This window comes from Micromonospora sp. HK10, from assembly GCF_000982955.1.
Classification (GTDB): Bacteria; Actinomycetota; Actinomycetes; order Mycobacteriales; family Micromonosporaceae; genus Micromonospora.
In genome coordinates this window covers 44,975-59,694 of the sequence record NZ_KQ058833.1, presented here as the reverse complement: position 1 = coordinate 59,694, position 14,720 = coordinate 44,975, and the positions used below count along the sequence as shown (strand labels likewise).

Annotated in this window: 16 protein-coding genes and 1 pseudogene; 13 read left to right on the top strand and 4 right to left on the bottom strand. The window is 75.4% G+C overall.

Translation table 11 applies throughout. From position 1 onward, the window contains the following. Positions 1-92 precede the first annotated feature (92 nt). The 4 genes from LQ51_RS18410 to LQ51_RS18395 are packed head-to-tail and all read left to right on the top strand — an operon-like array spanning position 93 to position 2,776. Positions 93-524 (top strand): TadE family protein, encoded by a 432-nt coding sequence (locus LQ51_RS18410; RefSeq protein ID WP_046567388.1) that lies wholly within the window; start codon positions 93-95, stop codon positions 522-524. Between the two features lie 5 nt (positions 525-529). After that, complete coding sequence (locus LQ51_RS18405; RefSeq protein ID WP_046567404.1) at positions 530-997, top strand: TadE/TadG family type IV pilus assembly protein; 468 nt, start codon at positions 530-532, stop codon at positions 995-997. Next, complete coding sequence (locus tag LQ51_RS18400) at positions 994-1,425, top strand: hypothetical protein (RefSeq protein ID WP_046567386.1); 432 nt, start codon at positions 994-996, stop codon at positions 1,423-1,425. The genes LQ51_RS18405 and LQ51_RS18400 overlap by 4 nt, the downstream gene beginning before the upstream one ends. A gap of 16 nt (positions 1,426-1,441) precedes the next feature. Beyond that, positions 1,442-2,776, top strand: a complete 1,335-nt coding sequence (locus tag LQ51_RS18395) for a LysM peptidoglycan-binding domain-containing protein (RefSeq protein ID WP_046567384.1) — start codon at positions 1,442-1,444, stop codon at positions 2,774-2,776. A 600-nt stretch (positions 2,777-3,376) separates the two neighbouring features. Here LQ51_RS18395 and LQ51_RS18390 read toward each other — a convergent pair. Next, entirely contained in the window at positions 3,377-4,228 is an 852-nt protein-coding gene (locus LQ51_RS18390; protein WP_046567383.1) for a Rieske (2Fe-2S) protein, read from the bottom strand. Between the two features lie 267 nt (positions 4,229-4,495). Here LQ51_RS18390 and LQ51_RS18385 point away from each other — a divergent pair, with 267 nt between their 5' ends. After that, positions 4,496-4,954, top strand: coding sequence for a nitroreductase family deazaflavin-dependent oxidoreductase (locus LQ51_RS18385; protein ID WP_046567381.1), 459 nt, complete (start codon positions 4,496-4,498; stop codon positions 4,952-4,954). Between the two features lie 33 nt (positions 4,955-4,987). Here the strand turns inward: LQ51_RS18385 and LQ51_RS18380 are convergent, their stop codons facing one another. After that, entirely contained in the window at positions 4,988-5,260 is a 273-nt protein-coding gene (locus tag LQ51_RS18380; protein ID WP_052744951.1) for a hypothetical protein, read from the bottom strand. Between LQ51_RS18380 and LQ51_RS18375 the strand changes: the two are divergent. The 3 genes and pseudogenes from LQ51_RS18375 to LQ51_RS18365 form a co-directional block, all read left to right on the top strand. Beyond that, positions 5,168-5,496, top strand: a pseudogene (locus LQ51_RS18375) (Scr1 family TA system antitoxin-like transcriptional regulator); the annotation flags it as partial. The gene LQ51_RS18380 and the pseudogene LQ51_RS18375 overlap by 93 nt on opposite strands. Next, entirely contained in the window at positions 5,487-5,678 is a 192-nt protein-coding gene (locus tag LQ51_RS18370; protein ID WP_046567380.1) for a DUF397 domain-containing protein, read from the top strand. The pseudogene LQ51_RS18375 and the gene LQ51_RS18370, both read left to right, overlap by 10 nt. Positions 5,679-5,827: 149 nt before the next feature. Then, on the top strand, positions 5,828-6,592 hold the full coding sequence (locus LQ51_RS18365) for a crotonase/enoyl-CoA hydratase family protein (protein ID WP_046567379.1): 765 nt from the start codon (positions 5,828-5,830) through the stop codon (positions 6,590-6,592). Between the two features lie 2 nt (positions 6,593-6,594). Here the strand turns inward: LQ51_RS18365 and LQ51_RS18360 are convergent, their stop codons facing one another. After that, positions 6,595-8,079, bottom strand: coding sequence for a dihydrolipoyl dehydrogenase family protein (locus tag LQ51_RS18360; RefSeq protein WP_046567376.1), 1,485 nt, complete (start codon positions 8,077-8,079; stop codon positions 6,595-6,597). A 91-nt stretch (positions 8,080-8,170) separates the two neighbouring features. Between LQ51_RS18360 and LQ51_RS18355 the strand changes: the two genes are divergently transcribed. After that, a complete protein-coding gene (locus LQ51_RS18355; protein WP_046567374.1) occupies positions 8,171-9,271 on the top strand; it encodes a serine hydrolase domain-containing protein in 1,101 nt (366 codons plus the stop codon). Positions 9,272-9,392: 121 nt separating this feature from the next. Here LQ51_RS18355 and LQ51_RS18350 read toward each other — a convergent pair whose 3' ends face one another. After that, positions 9,393-10,325, bottom strand: a complete 933-nt coding sequence (locus LQ51_RS18350) for a phytoene/squalene synthase family protein (protein ID WP_046567371.1) — start codon at positions 10,323-10,325, stop codon at positions 9,393-9,395. Positions 10,326-10,390: 65 nt separating this feature from the next. Here LQ51_RS18350 and LQ51_RS18345 point away from each other — a divergent pair, with 65 nt between their 5' ends. Genes LQ51_RS18345 through LQ51_RS18330 form a run of 4 tightly spaced genes read left to right on the top strand, consistent with a single transcriptional unit; the run spans position 10,391 to position 14,650 of the window. Beyond that, positions 10,391-11,545 carry a polyprenyl synthetase family protein gene (locus LQ51_RS18345; protein WP_046567370.1) on the top strand — a complete coding sequence of 385 codons (1,155 nt, stop codon included), beginning with the start codon at positions 10,391-10,393 and terminating at the stop codon, positions 11,543-11,545. Positions 11,546-11,573: 28 nt separating this feature from the next. After that, positions 11,574-13,055: a phytoene desaturase family protein gene (gene crtI / locus LQ51_RS18340; RefSeq protein ID WP_046567368.1), complete on the top strand. Its 1,482-nt coding sequence runs from the start codon at positions 11,574-11,576 to the stop codon at positions 13,053-13,055. Positions 13,056-13,110: 55 nt separating this feature from the next. After that, a complete protein-coding gene (gene idi / locus LQ51_RS18335; RefSeq protein ID WP_046567367.1) occupies positions 13,111-13,722 on the top strand; it encodes an isopentenyl-diphosphate Delta-isomerase in 612 nt (203 codons plus the stop codon). Then, positions 13,712-14,650 carry a MerR family transcriptional regulator gene (locus LQ51_RS18330; protein ID WP_046567366.1) on the top strand — a complete coding sequence of 313 codons (939 nt, stop codon included), beginning with the start codon at positions 13,712-13,714 and terminating at the stop codon, positions 14,648-14,650. The genes idi and LQ51_RS18330 overlap by 11 nt, the downstream gene beginning before the upstream one ends. Positions 14,651-14,720 lie beyond the last annotated feature (70 nt).

Here is a 14,720-nt window from a genome sequence, read left to right as displayed (position 1 = left end):
GAACCGCCGGCCTGCCCGGACCAGGGCGCGCCTCCGTCCCGCCCGGACCGGAGCGAACTGCCGGCCTGCCCGGCGTTGGGCGACGTGCCGAGTTGTCGCGCCGGGCGGGGCGGGCCGCCGCCGTCCTGAGTGGGCGGCTCACCGGCAGCGGGGCGGACCGGGGGGCCAACCCGGTCGAGCTGGCGGTGGTGATGCCGCTGATCCTGGTGCTGCTCTTCGGCTCGATCCAGGTCGCCGTCTGGTTCGTCGCCCGGTCCACCGCGTTGAACGCGGCGCAGACCGGGGTCAACGCGCAGCGGGTGGTCGAGGCGCCGCCGGACGCCGGCCGGCAACGGGCCGCGGGCTTCCTCTCCGCCGCCGGTGACTGGCTGGTCGGCTGGCAGTCGCCCGGCCCGGCCTGCACCACCACCGCCACCGACGTCACCTGCACGGTCACCGGCCGTTCCCTGTCGGTGATCCCGGGCGTCTCCTTCCCGGTCCGGCAGTCCGCGCACGGCCCGGTCGAACGGTGGACGGCGGGGTGAGGCCGATGGCAGCGCGCCGGGAGCGGGGCTCCGTCTCCATCGAGGTGGCGGTGCTGGCCCCCGCCTTCATCGGGCTGATGGTGCTGGCCGGGGTGGCCGGGCGGACCGCGGTCGCCGACCAGGCGGTGGAGTCCGCGGCGCACGACGCCGCGCGGGCCGCCTCGATCGCCCGGGACGCCCGCACCGGCCGCGCCGCCGCCGCCACCGCGGCCCGCCACCAGCTCGACTGGGCCGGGGTGGGCTGCACCACGGCGCCCGCGCTGCGCTTCCGCGGCTCGGTCGGCGGCTCCACCAGCAGCTTCGCCGCCGCGTACGGCAGCCCGGCCGGGGTGCCGGCGACCGTCACGGTCACGGTGACCTGTCGGGTGTCCTTCCGCGACCTCCAGTCCCCGGGGCTGCCCGGCGTGCCGGGCACGAAGACCGTCTCGGCGACCTTCACCTCGCCGCTGGACACCTACCGGAGCCGGCGGTGACCGGGCGGCGGGCGCGGGAGAGCGGCCGGGTCAGCCTCTTCCTCGCCGTGGCGCTGACCGGCGTGCTGGCGATCATCAGCCTGGCGTACGACGGCGCGGGTCAGCTGCGCACCCTGCAACGGGCGGACAACCTGGCCGCCGAGGCGGCCCGCAGCGGCGGGCAGATGATCGACCGGAGACGGGCCATCGAGGGCGGTCCGACCGAGATCGACGAGGTGGCCGCCCGGGGCGCGGTCAAGGACTACCTGGCCGCCGCCGGCGGGGTCCGCGGGCACAACGTCAGCTTCCCGGTGGTCGACGGCGAGAAACGGATCCGGGTACGGGTCCGCATCACCTACCGCCGCGACCTGCTCGGGCTCTTCGGAATCAGGAAGACCGCCACCGTCACCGGTGAGGCGACCGCACGGGCGCTCACCGGCGCCCCGTAAGGAAGGGAAGGCAGCCATGTCCGCACCGCAACGCTCCGCCGCCCGGCGGGCCGGGCAGGTCCTCACCGGGCTCGGCGCCCTCGTCGTACTCTGCGCCGTGGTGGTCGGCGGGCCGGTGGCGCTGCTCGCCTTCGCCGGCAACCCGCTCCCCGACCACCTGCCCACCCTGGCCGAGCTGGGTACGGCGTTGACCACCCGCGACGACGGCGGGCTCTTCCTGCGGGCGTTGGCGGTGGTCGGCTGGTTCGGCTGGGCGACGTTCACGTTCTCCGTACTGGTGGAACTGCTCGCGGCGGCGCTGCGCCGGCCCGCGCCCCGGCTGCCGGGGATGGGGCGGCAGCAGCGGGCGGCGGCCGCCCTGGTCGGCTCGGTGGCGCTGATCCTCGCGGCGTCGCCGGTCGCGGCGAGCGCCGCCACCCTGGCCGCCCCGCAGCCGGTCGCCGCCGCCCCCGCGGTGGTCGCCCCGCAACCGGTCGCCGCCGCCCCCGCGATGGTCGCCCCGCCGGCCGGTCCCGCCGCCGAGCCGGTACGGGCCGCCTCGGTGACCACCGAGCCGGCGGTGTACCGGGTGGCCAAGGGCGACTACCTGGGCGGCGTGGCCGATCGCTACCTGGACGACTTCGAGCGCTACCGGGAGGTGGCCCGGCTCAACCGGATCGCCGACCCGGACCGGATCCACCCCGGACAGTTGCTGAAGCTGCCGGAGCGGGCGGTCGACGGCGGGGTACGCCGGCACGCCACCGGCCGGCTGGTGGTCGACCCGTCCCGCCCGCCGGCCGGCACGCCGGATGGAAGCGTCACGCCCGGCGGCACGGGCGGGAAGCCGGGCGACACGGGCGGGAAGCCGGGCGGCACGGGCGGGAAGTCGGGCGGCACGACGCGTACCCCCGACGGGTCCGCCACGACGCCGGGCAACTCGACCCGGACCCCGGGCGGATCGGCCACCACGCCCGGCACCACGACGGCCCCGGGCGGCGGGTCGGGAACGACCTCCGTCGGCGGCGGCGCCGGTACCACCACCGCGCCGGACCCGGCCGGCAGCAGCGCCGCCAGGCCCGCGCCGACCCGTCCCGGGGTGACCCGGCCCGACCCGGCCGACCCGACTGCGGCCCCGACCGCGACGCCCGGATCAGCGGTGGCGGTGCCGGCCGGGCCGCCACCGGCGATGGCGGCGGGCGCTTCCCGGGCGACCGTCGACGACGGCATGAACCGGCCACTGGCCATCTCGGCGGTGCTGGCGGTGGCGAGCATCGTCGGCGCCCAGATCGGCGCGATGCTCGGACTGCGCCGCCGCCCGGCGCCCCGCACCGCGACCCGCGACCTGGTCACCGGCCGCCACCGCAAAGACTGACCTGCGGCTCTCCCGGGAGCTTGCCCTCCCGGGAGCTTGCCCCTCCGGACGCTTGCCCCCTCCGGACGCTTGCCCCTCCGGGAGCCTGCCCCTCCGGGAGCCTGCCCTCCGGAAGCTTGCCCCTCCGAACGCCTGCCCCTCCGAACGCCTGCCCTCCGAACGCCTGCCCCTTGGGCGCTTGCCCTGCGGGAGCTTGCCCTGCGGGAGCTTGCCCTCCGGGGGTTTGCTCTCCGGGGGTTTGCTCTCCGGGGGTTTGGAGATCTTGGAAGATTTCGGCCCCTATAGGGGCCGTTTTTTACCAAGATCTGCACCGGTTGACAGGCGCGAGGTGGACGAGGGTGCGATGGGGAGCGATCGACAGGGAGCGGGTCGGCGGTGGTCGGCGCGCGGCGGCGAGTGAGCGGTGACGGCACGCGCCGGCGAGTGAGCGGTGACGGCACGCGCCGGCGAGTGAGCGGTGACGGCACACAGTGACGGTTGAGCGGTAACGGCGCGCGGCGCACCGCGACGGGTGAGTGCGCACGGCGCGCCGCCTGGGGTGACGGCGCACGGCCCACCGCGAGGAGTGAGCCGTGGCGGAGCACGGCCAGGGGTGTTAGGTCAGGGGAGGCGGGCCTCGAGGCGGCCGTTGACCACGCGGGTGGGCAGGACGACCTGGTCGTTGCCGGACGGCCCGTGCACCACCTCACCGCCGTTGAGCCGGAACGCGCTGCCGTGCCACGGACACACCACGCAGGCGTGGCCGTCGATCTCCTGCACCTCGCCCTCGCCGAGCGGGCCGCTCTGGTGCGGGCAGCGCTCCAGCATCACGGTGACGTCGTCGCCGTGCCGGTACAGGATCACCGACACGTCGTCGATCTCCCGGGTGACCAACTGCCGCTGCGGCAGGCTGCTCAGGTCGCCCACCGGGTGCCAGCCGTCGCTGATCAGGTGCAGCTCGGAGATGCTCTGGCTGACCTGCGCGCCCTGCTTGTACGCGAGGTGCCCACCCAGGTACGCCCCGGCGCTCGCCGCCGACAGCCCCAGGTAGGCCAGCGCCTTGCCCATCCCGTGCCGGCCGTTGAGCCGGGCGGCCAGCGAACTCGCGTAGAGGGTCAGGCCGATGGTGTTGGCGGCGGCGTGCACCAGGCCGATCCGGCGCTGGTCACGGGAGAGCGAGGCCCAGTCGTTGAGCCCCGCCACGGCCGCCGGCACGGCGCTGACCGTACCGACCGCGACCAGGGCGGTGGCGGCCCGACGCTGACCGGGCATCAGGTCGACGATCGCCGCCGAGATCCATGCGCCGACCGGTACCTGCACCATCGCCGGGTGCAGCGGGTGACCGAGCCAGACCCCGTGCAGCAGGTCCCGGATCCGCTGGGAGCGCAGGGTGCCCTGGACGGCGCGCTGCAACCGGTCACCGACCCGGTCCAGCGCCGTGGTCTGTTCGAGTTTCGTCAGTAGTTCGCGCACCTGGTCCGACTTCCCGGCAGGAGGACTCCCAAACCGGGCGGCACCGACGATTCACGCCATCGGGTGGTTCCGCCCCGCCGGCCACCGATCGCGGCAACGTCCTCGGAGCCGAGCCAGCCCGACCCGAGCCAGGGCCGGGGTCGAAGCCGGGGCCAGAGCCGGGGCCGAAGCCAGGGCCGGGGCCGAAGCCAGGGCCGGGGCTGAAGCCAGGGCCAGGGCCGGCAGGCGGGACGAGGCGATCCGGGCCGGGGCGGTAGCGTCGGGTGCATGGCCCGCCGCATCCCGCGCTGGCTCGCCCGCGCTCCGATCCCCCTCTACCGCCACGGCCTCGGCCGACTGCTCGGCCGCCGGCTGCTGATGCTGGAGCACCGGGGGCGCCGCTCCGGCCTGCCCCGCTACGTGGTGCTGGAGGTGGCCGACCGGGAGCCGGGCTGCCTCTTCATCGCCTCCGGGCACGGCCAGGACTCGCAGTGGTTCCGTAACCTGCGGGCCGATCCGCACGTCCGGGTCTGGACCGGCCCTCAGCGGGGCGTCCCGGCCCGAGCCACCGTGCTGACCGGCGAGGAGACCCGGCAGCGGCTGGAGATCTACCGGCGACGCCACCGGCGGGCGGCGGCCGCCCTCGGCCGTACCCTCGACATCCCGGAACTGCGCGACACCGGGCCGCTGCCCGCCGACGTCGACGCCCGGCTGCCGTTGGTCCGCCTCGACCTCGGCGAGGGTTGAGCGCGCGGCACGGTTTCCGCCCGGGAGCCGGTGTCAGCGGGCTCGCGCCCAGGCCAGGAACCGTTCGGTCAGGTCGTCGGCGATCGCCGACCCGTTGAGGTGCGACAGCTGCGTACCGGCCTCGGCCATCAGGGTGCTCAGGTAGATCAGCAGGGCGCTCCGATCCGCGCGGTACTCCACCAGCAGCGCGAGCCGCGCCGGCTGGCAGGGCCACGGCGCGGCACAGGCCCGGCAGAGCCACAGCGGTCGCATCGGCAGGTGGGGGCGGGCGGGCCGGCTCACCTCGGACCGCCGTTCCGCCGCCACCCGTCGTGCCGTCCTCGGTGGGCGCCTATGCCGGGCTGAACGGGCCGTTCGTGATCGCGCAGTGCCCGGACCACCGGCTCGCCGGCTACCTCGACAACCAGGTCCAGGGACAAGTGGTTAGCGATGTCGATGACCTCGCGGCGATAATGGCCGCCTGGGAGAACGTGCGCGGCGAGGCGCTCTCCCACTGGCAGTCGGTCGATCTCATCATGGAAGTGGCGGAGACATGGAACTGACGGGCGCCCGGTGGCGCAAGAGCAGCCGCAGCAGCGGCAACGGCGGCAACTGTGTCGAGGTCGCCGACAACCTGCCCGGCCTGGTCGCGGTCCGCGACTCCAAGGACCCGACCGGCCCGGCCCTCACCTTCACCCCCACCGCCTGGCGCACCTTCCTCACCCAACCACCCACCCGCGGCTGAGCGATCCACCCACGCCATCAAGTCCGTAGCGGCCGCCGACCCATGACCCACCCCCGCCGGGCCCGCGACGACGCGCGCCACGAGAGGCATGACGACCTGGACCCGACGCCGGCTGGCGCGCCGGCCACCGTCGGGGGCATGCTGATCCGATGGGGGTACGCGTCGCGCACGCCGGGCCGGTGACCACGGTGATCCTGGACCGGCCGGAGGCCCGCAACGCCGTCGACGGCCCGACCGCCCGGGCCCTGGCGGACGCCTTCCGCGCCTTCGAGGCCGACCCTGGGGCGGCGGTCGCCGTGCTCTGGGGCGCGGGCGGCACGTTCTGCGCGGGCGCCGACCTCAAAGCCATCGGTACGCCGCGCGGCAACCGCGTCGAGCCGGAGGGCGACGGCCCCATGGGCCCCACCCGGATGCGGCTGTCGAAGCCGGTCATCGCCGCGATTTCCGGGTACGCCGTGGCCGGCGGTCTCGAGCTCGCGCTCTGGTGCGACCTGCGGGTCGCCGAATCCGACGCCACCCTCGGGGTGTTCTGCCGGCGGTGGGGCGTACCGCTGATCGACGGCGGGACGGTGCGGCTGCCCCGGCTGATCGGGGAGAGCCGGGCGATGGACCTGATCCTCACCGGCCGCGCCGTCCCGGCCGACGAGGCGTACGCGATGGGTCTGGTGAACCGGCTGGTCGCGCCGGGTGAGGCCCGGGCGGCGGCCGAGCGGCTCGCCGCCGAGATCGCCCGGTTCCCGCAGACCTGCCTGCGCAACGACCGGGCGGCGCTGCTGGCGGGTGCCGGCCTGCCCGAACCCGAGGCGATGGCCACCGAACTCGCCTTCGGCACGGAGTCACTGATCACCGACGCGGTCCAGGGCGCGGCGCGGTTCACCGCGGGCGCGGGCCGGCACGGCGCAGCCGCCGACTGACGCTACTTCAGCGACCGCAGGGCTTCCTCGATCGCCCGGTGGAAGGTCGGGTACGCGTAGATCATGTGCCGGAGCTGGCTGACCGGCACGGCCGCGTGCACCGCCACCACCAGCGCGGAGAGCACCTCGCCCCCGGCCGGGCCGACCGAGGTGGCGCCGATCAGCACGCCCTGGTCGGCGTCGGCGACCAGCTTGATGAAGCCGGCGTTGCCGGCCTTGTGGATCCAGCCCCGGGTCGACGCGGTGAGATCGGTGTAGCCGACCTGCACGTTGATGCCGCGCTCGCGGGCCTGCCGCTCGGTGAGGCCGACCGCCCCCACCTCGGGATCGGTGAAGGTGACCCGGGGCAGCGCCCGGTAGTCGGCGACCGGCACGCTGCCCGGCGCCCCGCCCGAGCTGCCGGCGCTCATCGCCCCGCCGACGGCGCTGACCACCCCGGCCGCGCCGCCCATCACGCTCGCGGTGCCGCTGGCGTCCGGGCCGCCCCTGGTCCGTCGCATGTGGTCGAGGACGTCCGCCACCACGATGGCCGCCTGGTACATGGCGATGTGCGTGAAGGCACCCTCGCCGGTGAGGTCGCCGACCGCCCAGATCCCGTCCGTGACGTGCATCCGGTGGTCCACCGGCAGGTAGCGCTGCCCGGCGTCGACACCGACGGTGTCCAGGCCCAGCTCGTCCAGGTGCGCCCGGCGGCCGGTCACCACGAGCAGCCGGTCGGCGGTGAACCGGCGCTCGCCCGCGTGCACGGCGAAGCCGGAGCCGTCGTGGCTGACCCGCTCGGCCTTGACCCCGGTCTCGATGGTCACCCCGTCGGCGCGCAGCGCCGCCGCCGCGACCTCCGACGCCTCCGGCTCCTCCACCGCGAGCACCCGGTCGGCCGCCTCGACGACCGTCACCCGGACACCGAACCGGGCGAAGACCTGGGCCAGTTCCAGCCCGATCGCGCCGCCGCCCAGCACCAGCAGCGACCCGGGCAGCTCCTCGACCTCGATCGCCTGGTGGTTGGTCCAGTACGGGGTGTCCGCGAGCCCGTCGATGGGCGGCACCGAGGGGCGGGTGCCGGTGCCGAGCACGATCCCGTACCGGGCTTCGAAAACCTGGTCGCCGACGCGTACCCGGTTCGGGCCGTCGAGCCGGCCGCTGCCCCGCACGAACCGGCCGCCCTTGCCGACGAAACGGTCCACCGCCGCCCTGTCGTCCCAGGTGTCGGTGGCCTCCTCGCGGATCCGCTTCGCCACCGGCGCCCAGTCGGGCCGCACCTCGGCCGTGCCGGCCAGCTCGTTGACCCGGTGCGCCTCGGCCAGCGCGTTCGCCGCCCGGATCATCATCTTGCTGGGGATGCAGCCCCAGTACGGGCACTCCCCGCCGACCAGGTCCCGTTCGACGCCGACGACGGTGAGGCCGGCTTCGGCGAGCCGCCCGGCCACCTCCTCGCCACCGACGCCGAGCCCGACCACGACCACGTCCACCAGTTCCGGTTCCGCCATCCCGCCAGCATCACCCACCGGCGGGCGTCCGGCCATCGCAGCGGGCCGGAATTCCCACCCCGGTCACCCGCCCGACGGCTACCGTGGCCGGGTGCACGCACGCTTCGCCCCGGTCCGGGACTGCTTCCACGACCTGTTCGGCGCCGGCCGGGAGACCGGCGCGGCCCTGAGCATCTGGTACGACGGGGCGCCCGTCGTCGACCTGCTCGGCGGGACCCGGGCGGTGGTCGCTCCCGGGGTGCCCGTCCCGGTGGTGGGTGCCGCCGACCCGTGGCGGCCGGACACCCTGGTCAACGTCTACTCGGTGGGCAAGCCGGTGGCCGCGCTCTGCCTGCTCCTGCTGGTCGACCGGGGCCGGGTCGACCTGGACGCGCCGGTGTCGGCGTACTGGCCGGAGTTCCACGCCCCGGCCACCGTGCGGCAGGTGCTCGACCACACCGCCGGGCTGCCGGCCTTTCCGGTGCCCCGGCCCGCCGGTGCGGTCGCCGACTGGGGGTTGCTCTGCGCCGACCTGGCCGCCGCCGAACCGGAGTGGACGCCGGGCACCGTCGCGGGCGAGCACGCCTGGACGTACGGGCACCTGGTGGGCGAGGTCGTCCGGCGGGTGGACGGGCGGCCGCTGGGGCGGTTCCTGGCCGAGGAGATCGCCGGCCCGTGGCGCCTCGACCTGGCCTTCGGGCTGGGCGCGGCGGACCAGGCGCGCTGCGCCGACCTGTCGTACGCCGATCCGGACTGGCCGGTGCGGTCCCTCGGTGAGCCGGGGTCGCTGCGGGCCCGGGCGATGGGCAATCCGGCCGGCGGCCTGGACCTGGCGGTGCTGAACAGCCCGCTCTGGCGTGCCGCCGAGATGCCGGCGGTGAACCTGCACGCCACCCCGGCGGCCCTGACCCGCCTCTACGCGGGCCTGCTGGCCGGCGGCACCCTGGACGGGGTGCGGTTGTTCAGCCCGGAACTGGTCGGCGAGGCGACCCGGGTGCAGTACGACGGCCCGGACCTGGTGCTGGACCGGCAGGTGTGCTGGACGTTGGGCATGCAGCGGGAGCCGGACGGGAGCTGGGGGATGGCCGGGCTCGGGGGCAGCAGCGCCTGGGCCGACCCCGACCGCGGCTACCTCTTCGCGTACGCGACGGCCCGGCTGGCCAGCCACGACCGGGTCGACGACCTGATCGACGCCCTGCACTCCTGCCTCTGACCCCTGAACCGCCACGGCCGGGCGCGCCGGGCACCCTGACCCGCCGTCCGGCGCCGCGACCGGCGGACCGGCAGGACCGGCAGGGCCGGCAAGAGCCGGCAAGAGCCGGCAGGGCCCGCGGTCAGGGCACCGGCACCGCCGCCGGTCGAGGTGCCGGGCCGGGGAGCAGCACCGGGGCGCCCGCCCGGGTGAGCAGCGACCGCGCGGCCACCGCCGCCCGCTTCCGGCCGGGCACCCGGGCCCGGCGCGCGAAGACGTCGTAGCCCTGGGCGGCCACCGCGTCGAGGATCCCGCCGTAGAGCGCGTACGCGGTGCGCATGCAGGCCTGCGAGGCAGGCGCGAGCAGCGGGATGCCCGGCGCGGCGGCCAGGTAGTGGGCCTGGGCGCGGGCCGTCTCGTACCGGATCAGGTCGCGGATCGCCGGGGTGGTGCGGCCGGCGGCCCGGGCGGCGAGCAGGTCCTCCCGGGTGAGGTCGAACCGGGCCAGGTCCTCGTCGGGCAGGTAGGTGCGGCCCCGGTCCAGGTCCTCGGCGACGTCCCGGATGAAGTTGGTGAGCTGGAACGCGAAGCCGAGCTGGCGGGCCGGTTCGCGGGCGGCCACCGGGTCGGAGCTGCCCAGGATCGGCAGCATCATGGTGCCGATGACGGCGGCCGAGCCCTCCATGTAGTCGAGCAGGTCGTCGTAGGTCGGGTACGACAGGACGGTGAGGTCCATCGCCATGCTGCGCAGAAACGACGCGAAGTCGGCGCGGTCCAGGTCGAAGACGGCGATGGTGTGCAGCACCGCGGGCAGGAGCGGGTCGTCGACCGGCTCCCCGTGCAGGCCGGCGAGGAAGCGCGCGGACCAGTCGCCCAGCTTCGCGGCGCGCTCGGCGGGCGGCAGGTCCTCGGTCCGGTCCACGATCTCGTCCGCGTAACGGGTGAAGCCGTACAGGGCGTGCACATGCCGGCGTTTCCAAGCGGGCAGCAACCGGGTGGCGAGATAGTAGGTGCGGCCGTGCCGTCGGTGCAGCTCACGGCAGCGTTCGTAGGCGGCGGCGAGATCGGTGTCCACCGGGCCCTCCTCAAATTCGACGCAGCAATCGACGCAACTCGTAACCCTAGGGTACGCTCCACCGCATGGCCAACGACGCAGTTGCGGGAGACACCCTCCGCGTCGCACCGGCACAACCGGGAGCGACAGGAGATCCGGTCCGCGGCGTGCTATCCGCGCTCACCCAGGACCTGGTCACCGGGATCGACGAGGTCCTGGCGGCCTTTCTCGCCAACGAGGTCGACTCGCTCACCGAGATCGACGCGGCGATGGGAGGCTTCGCCGCGGCGGCCCGCGACTGCGTGCTGGCCGGCGGCAAGCGGATCCGGCCGACCTTCGCCTACTGGGGCTGGCGCGCCGTGGTCGGCGGCGACGAGCGGCTGCCCTCGGTGTTGCCGGCGCTCGCCGCGCTCGAACTCCTGCACACCTTCGCGCTGGTCCACGACGACGTGATGGACGCCTCCGACACCCGGCGCGGGCTGCCCACCGCGCACCGGGCCGCCGCCGCCCGGCACCGGGCCGCCGGACACACCGGCGACCCCGAGCGGTACGGCGAGGCGGTCGCCGTGCTCATCGGCGACCTCTGCGTGGTCTGGGCCGACCGGCTGATGGCGCACGCCACCGTGCCCCCGACGCGGCTGCTCGACGTCCGGCGCTGCTACGACCAGATGCGGGTGGAGACCGTGGCCGGGCAGTTCCTCGACGTGCTGGGCGAGCACGACGCGGCGGGCTGGACGGTCGACCGGGCGCTGCGGGTGGCTCGCTACAAGACGGCGAGCTACACCGTCCAGCGGCCACTGCTCTTCGGCGCGCACCTGGCCGGGGCCGACGCCGACTCGCCGCTGATCGCCGCGTACACCCGCTACGGGCTGGCCGTCGGCGAGGCGTTCCAGCTCCGCGACGACCTGCTCGGGGTGTACGGCGACCCGGTCACCACCGGCAAGCCGGCCGGCGACGACCTGCGTACCGGCAAGCCGACGGTGCTGCTCATGCTGGCCCGGCAGCTCGCCGGCCCGGCCCAGCGCCGGGCACTCGAGCGGGCCGGCTCGGTCACCGGGGCCCGCGAGGTGAGCCTGCTGGCCGACCTGGTCCGCGAGACGGGCGCGGTGGCCCGGGTCGAGCGGATGATCTCCGACCGGGTGGCCGACGGGCTGGCCGCGCTGGACACCCCGGCGATCGACGGGACCGCGCGGAGCGCGTTGACGGCCCTCGCCACCGCCGCCACCGCACGGTGGGCATGATGGTCAACTTTGGGATGGAGGTGGTCACGTGCGCGCCGTGAACGGACGGACGGACCGGGTGGTGATCGTCGGTGCCGGCCTGGGCGGGCTGGCCTGTGCGCTGCACCTGGCTGGCAGCGGCCGGCAGGTGACCGTCCTGGAACGGGAGCCGGTGCCGGGCGGGCGCGCCGGCCGGCTCAGCGTCGACGGGTACGAGTTCGACACCGGCCCGACCGTGCTCACCATGCCCGACCTGATCGCCGAGGCGCTCGGCGCGGTCGGCGAGGAGCTGACCGACTGGCTCGACCTCACCCCGCTCGACCCGGCCTACCGGGCGTACTACCCGGACGGGTCGACGCTCGACGTGATCACCGACACCACCCGGATGGCCGCCGAGATCTCCCGGGTCTGCGGCCCCCGCGAGGCCGACGGCTACCTGCGTTTCGTCGACTACGCCCGCGACCTGTGGCGCTGGGAACGGGCCGACTTCATCGAGCGCAACCTGGACGCCCCCACCGACCTGCTCACCGGCAACCTGCTGCGGCTGCTGGCCAACGGGGCGTTCCGCCGGCTCCAGACGAAGATCAACCAGTTCTTCCGCGACCCGCGTACCCAGCGGATCTTTTCCTTCCAGGCGATGTACGCCGGCCTCGCGCCGCACGACGCGCTGGCCATCTACGCGGTCATCGCGTACCTCGACTCGGTGGCCGGGGTGTGCTTCCCGCGCGGCGGCATCCACGCGGTCTCCCGCGCGATGGCCGGCGCGGCCGAGAAGCACGGCGTGCAGATCCGGTACGGCACCACGGTGACCCGGGTGGAGACCGCGCACGGTCGGGCCACCGGCGTGGTGACCGCCGACGGCGAGCTGATCCCGGCGGACGTCGTGGTGCTCAACCCCGACCTGCCGGTCGCCTACCGGGACCTGCTGCCCCCCGCCCGGCAGCGCAAACTCACCTACTCGCCGTCCTGCGTGGTGCTGCACGTCGGCTCGACCCAGGGCTATGGCAAGATCGCCCACCACAACATCCACTTCGGCCGTGCCTGGAAGGGCACGTTCGACGAGGTGATCCGGCGAGGCGAGCTGATGACTGACCCATCGCTGCTGGTCACGAACCCGAGCCGAACTGACCCGTCGGTCGCCCCGGCCGGGCGGCACACCTACTACGTGCTCGCCCCGGTGCCGAACCTCGACCGGGCGCCCTTCGACTGGCGCGGCGACCTGACCCGCCGCTACACCGACCAGCTCATCGACACGCTGGAGGAACGCGGCTACGTGGGCTTCGGGGCGGGCGTCGAGGTGCTGCGCGCGGTCACCCCGGCGGAGTGGGCCGAGCAGGGCATGGCCGCCGGTACCCCGTTCGCCGCCGCGCACAGCCTCTTCCAGACCGGACCGTTCCGCCCGCCCAACCTGCACCGGACGCTGGACAACGTGGTCTTCGTCGGCTCCGGCACCCAGCCGGGCGTGGGCGTGCCGATGGTCCTGATCAGCGGCAAGCTCGCCGCGTCCCGGGTCACCGGCGGTGACCGGTGAGCGCGAGGAGTGCAGCGGAGCGGAGCCCCGCAGTCGCAAACGAGAGGTTGGCACGGTGACCGCGCGGGAAGGGCACCTGGTCGAGCTGGTCGACGACGGCGGCCGGGTGCTCGGCGAGGCGACCGTGGCCACCGCCCACCAACCGCCGGGCCGGCTGCACCGCGCGTTCTCGGTGCTGCTGGTCGACCCGGCGGGGCGTGTCCTGCTCCAGCGACGGGCCGCCGCCAAGACCCGGTTCCCGCTGCGCTGGGCCAACTCCTGCTGCGGTCACCCGCTGCCCGGCCAGTCGGTGGCGGACGCCGCCAACCGGCGGCTGGCCGAGGAGCTCGGCATCGAGCCGGTCGACCTCACCGAGATCGGCGTCTACGTCTACTACGCCGAGGACCCGGCGACCGGCCGCGTCGAGTTCGAGTACGACCACGTGCTCCGCGCCGACGTGCCCGCCGGCCTGCCCAGCCGGCCCGACCCCGACGAGGTCGCCGAGCTGCGCTGGGTCGACCCGAACGAGCTGGCCGGCAAGCTCGACACCGACCCCCGGGCCTACGCGCCGTGGCTCGGCGGGGTGGTGAACCGGCTGCTGAGCCGGACCGCCGCTCCCGGGTCGCCCCACCCCGCCCGGGCCGGCGTACCGGCCGACGAGGCACCGGAGCGGCCGGGTGGCCGATGAGGCGCTGAGCGCGGGGTCGGTGGCGCGCCGGCTCGGTGTGGCGGTCACCACGCTGCGCACCTGGCACCAGCGGTACGGCCTGGGCCCCAGCGAACACGTACCGGGCCACCACCGGCGCTACACGCCGGTGGATCTGGCACGTCTGGAGGTGATGCGGCGGCTCACCGCCGAGGGGGTGGCCCCGGCGGAGGCGGCCCGCTGGGCCCGGCAGGCGCCCCCCGGCACGCCCGCCGACCTCGCCGCGCTCCGCCCCGGCCTCCGGGACGGAGGTGGCACGACCATCCCGGTCGGCCGGGCCGGGCCGGTCGCCCGCGGCCTGGCCCGGGCCGCCATGCGCCTGGACTCGGCGGCCATCACCGGCACGCTCGGGCGGTCCCTGGCCACCAGCGGCGTGGTGGGCACCTGGGACGGCCTGATCCGGCCGGTGCTCGCCGGGATCGGCGAGCGGCACGCCGCCACCGCCGGCCTGATCGAGGTGGAACACCTGATGTCCCGGTGCGTCTCCGAGTCGCTCGCCGCGGCCGCCCGGGCCCACCCGGTCGCCGTACCGGCCCGGATCCTGCTCGCCTGCGCCGACGAGGAGCAGCACACCCTGCCGCTGGAAGCGCTCGCCGCCGCACTCGCCGAGGTCGGGGTGGGCTACCGCATGCTCGGCGCGCGGGTGCCCGTACCGGCCCTGCTGGAGGCGGTCAGCCGGACCGGGCCGGCCGCCGTGGTGCTCTGGTCGCACACCCGGGCCACCGCCGACCCCCACCAGCTCACCGCGCTGCTTGCCGCCCCACGCCGGCCGCTGCTGGTGCTCGCCGCCGGGCCGGGCTGGCGGGACGACACGTTGCCCGGCGGGGTGGTCCGGCCGGTGGACCTCACCGAGGCGATCTCGCTCGCGACCGCCGTACGGGACTCGCTCGACCAGTCCGCGGCCGGCTGACCCGGGTCTGCCCTTTCGGCGCTTCGTCCGCTACGGTCGGAAAGTCCGCGTACCCCGACCCCCTCTCGGG